Below are 2,884 nucleotides of genomic sequence, written 5' to 3'. Positions count from 1 at the left end.
CTAAAACAGCACATTTTCCGTATTGAGCAATAAATCTACTAATACGGTTATCATTATATTCAATCGTTCGATTTGGGATAAAATTTTTCATGACGTAAGCTAGTACATTTTTCTTTATCGCTTTTAGGTTCTTGTGTATTTTGGCTCTGCCTTTAGCAGTATAATTACAGATGTCTTGTGAAAAACAAAAGGCAATTTTATGCCGATGAGCATAGATTGGGACGAATACCATTTTCCTAATCTTAAACATCTTAGGCTCATATCCTTTATAGCGTTTTTGTAATGTACTAGTCATATCAGAAAATCTCGCTTCTGTTCTTAAGTTCTTTAGGCGATTATATAAGGTCTTACCTAGATAGGAGGCTAACTCACTTAGATTATTTGTGATTTGAGTGGCTGCTGCATAATAATTTTGAATTCCCATTACAACGGTATTGTAATGCCAAACTGTTTCTATGCATGGCTTCTTTTGTATCGCCTTGATTGATTCTTTAATTTTGTCGAATGCATTTGATTTTGCTTTCTTTGTCATATTTGATTGAGCAACATAACCCATTCTCGTTTTACCTTTTCGAACGGCTCGAATCGAAAACCCTAGGAATTCTGACGAATTCTTTTTAAGATTTATGACTTTTGATTTTTCTTCGCTCGTTTCAAGGTGTAACCGAGTTTTAAGAAAGTCCTTGATAGCGTAATTCATTTTAATCGCTTGTGTCCGAGTACGACATAATACTTTAAAATCATCGGCATACCTTACGATAAAGCATTCTTTTAAATTCGTCTTTTTCAAAGGATAGAATTTACCAGGGTACTTATAATCAAACTTTGTTTTGAAAGTTTCCCACTGGTCACTAACCCACCAATCTAATTCGTTTAACACGATATTCGAAAGAAGTGGAGATAAGATGCCCCCTTGGGGCGTTCCTTTGGTTGGAATACCTTCACCTTCAATTTCAGCTTTTAATAGTTTTGAAATGATAGAAAGTAAGGATTTGTCCCTTATCCCAAGCGACCAAATTTGTTTTAATAGCTTATTATGGTTCACATTATCAAAGAATCCTTTAATATCAACATCTATACAGTGATGAAGCCCAGTTTGATTGATAAGAAATTCAAACCTAGCTTTCGCATGATGAGTGCTTCTGTTCGGTCTAAAACCATAACTATGTTTATGAAACTTGGCTTCACATATAGGTTCTAATACTTGTAGAATACACTGTTGCAGAATTCTATCCCATATTGTAGGAATACCTAACGGTCTTGTTTTCCCATTCGCTTTCGGTATAAACACCCGTCTGACTTTTTCAGGGTTATATGACCCTAGCATGAGTTGTATTCTTTTAGTCACTTCTTCAACTGATAAATCTTTTACATCGTCAATCGTTAATTTATTTGAGCCAGCCGTTTTACTACCTGTATTTCTTTTGATGTTTCGATAGGCAAGACGTATATTCTCTTTTGAACTAATGAATTCCATTAAGTCATAGAAATTTTGACCATCGACACTTTGAGCATATAGATTATCAAAACACTGTTGCATATCGTAATATTCATTGTGTCGCAGTTTCTTCCGTTTTAACAAGTCGGTGACTCCCTTGGGAGTTGAACCTCTTTTAGTCTGACAAGAACCTTATTAACCGATGAAGAACTGTCTTACATGGTTGAATGATTCTTTATTAGTCTAGTGGCTATCCCTCCATGTGGATTAGACGTTTCATCGGTACTGTGCCACCACCTTCACTGATATAAAAGTAAGTTATACAATAACTAATCTCATTATTGCTTTCCTTACAACCGTTTCATTAAGAGTAAGCCTTCCACGTTATCAGCTTACAACGTTGAATTATATCTATTATGGAATAAACGTAGGTGCTTCCTTTAAGCCTGTTAACCGTTCATATGCCTATAACATATCATGGATTTTCATATTAGTTAGTTTTACTCATCCACTGCTAACCTCACAATTTGGTGATATACACATTTCTATGTATCGCAGGTATAGACCCGTACATTCAGAAGTTCGTCAGCTTAACCTTTTCTTGTAGGTTCTTTAGCATCCTCACCATATTTATTCAACTCAAGCATTATGATTTACACCACCCCATCGGGTAGGCTTTCGTCAGCCAACAATAACTGTTACGGTAAATTCTCACGCCTTTTTGCCGAGCTTATAACACTATTATTCTTACTAATTCTAGTGCTACTCGACTCAGAGAGAACCCTTCAAGGCGTTACCCTTTCATTTGATTCTTCGATATAATCCTTCAATTTCAATAATGAAACTGTCTACCTTTTAATGAAGTAATGTGACCATTCTCCGTTTGGGGTAGAAACGTTTCGCACAAGTAACCTGCTCGTTACATAACATGAAAAAATCGATAACCACTATTAAGCTATCAATTAGCGCTATCAACTCATATGCATTGGACAGCCATGTCTGCTCTTCCACTGAAAGCATTGATAATACATATAGTTAAGCAGTTTTTTTAGAATCAAATCTTCTCTTTGCATAGATTAGAAATAACATTGCAATTACTGGAACTAAGGGGGCAAGTACACCCCAACCGATTAAGTAAAATATTGGTGTTATAAAGGCGAGCCCACCGAGGAATATAAGCATTTGAGATTGTTTTCTCCATCCATAAACAAACATAAATATAGCGATACCCATCAAGACTATTGAAACGATTGCTAACCAATCCAATCTCCCCACCTCCAAATTAGTTTCTAACTTAACTAAGGACCGATTTACTTGAATAAGTAAATTTTAACATTTTATACAAAATACGAACAGAAAATTTTGAATCAAATAAAAAAACTTGGTTAAATAACCAAGTCAAGTCCCCTCATTACCAATTTTTCGTTTAGCTTCCGTTACTTCAAT

Annotated in this window: 2 protein-coding genes; both read right to left on the bottom strand. The window is 35.2% G+C overall.

Features of this window, described 5'->3' with window-relative positions; translation table 11 throughout:
- Positions 1 to 1,540: group II intron reverse transcriptase/maturase (gene ltrA, locus ACK4M9_RS22680; RefSeq protein ID WP_409855053.1), on the bottom strand; the 1,540-nt coding region annotated here is incomplete at its 3' end.
- 933 nt (positions 1,541 to 2,473) lie between these two features.
- Complete coding sequence (locus ACK4M9_RS22675) at positions 2,474 to 2,704, bottom strand: hypothetical protein (RefSeq protein ID WP_409855052.1); 231 nt, start codon at positions 2,702 to 2,704, stop codon at positions 2,474 to 2,476.
- Positions 2,705 to 2,884 lie beyond the last annotated feature (180 nt).

The organism is Anaerobacillus sp. (genome assembly GCF_046314235.1).
Classification (GTDB): domain Bacteria; phylum Bacillota; class Bacilli; order Bacillales; family Anaerobacillaceae; genus Anaerobacillus.
This window is presented reverse-complemented; position numbering and strand designations above follow the sequence as displayed.